The organism is Chromobacterium alkanivorans, assembly GCF_016937655.1.
Taxonomy (GTDB): domain Bacteria; phylum Pseudomonadota; class Gammaproteobacteria; order Burkholderiales; family Chromobacteriaceae; genus Chromobacterium; species Chromobacterium alkanivorans.
In genome coordinates this window covers 1-347 of sequence record NZ_JAFHKL010000055.1, presented here as the reverse complement: position 1 = coordinate 347, position 347 = coordinate 1, and the positions used below count along the sequence as shown (strand labels likewise).

General features: G+C 68.0%; 1 protein-coding gene. It reads right to left on the bottom strand.

Going from position 1 to position 347, the window contains the following annotated elements:
* The coding region (locus JW897_RS24180; RefSeq protein ID WP_205467943.1) for an ATP-binding cassette domain-containing protein at positions 1-347 on the bottom strand (347 nt) is incomplete at both ends.

The following is a 347-nucleotide window of genomic DNA, read 5'->3' as shown; positions in this document are numbered from 1 at the left end:
CTTGCCCGACGGTGGTCTTGCCGGAACCGGATTCGCCGACGATGCCCAGGGTCTTGCCCTTGGCCAGCTTGAAGGACACGTCCTTGACCGCGTGGAACTGGCGCTTGCCGAACAGGCCTTCGCGCACGTCGAAGGATTTGCAGAGTCCGCGCACGTCCAGGATGATTTCGTCGTCCGCCCGGTAGCCGCGCTCGCGCTGCGGCGGCTCCACATAGCCGCCCGGTTGCAGGAAGTCGTCGATCACCGCCAGCCGCTGCGGGCGACGGTCCAGGTGCGGCCGGCAGGCCAGCAGCGCCTTGGTGTAGGCGTCCTGCGGCGCGTCGAAGATTTGCTGCACGCTGCCCTGC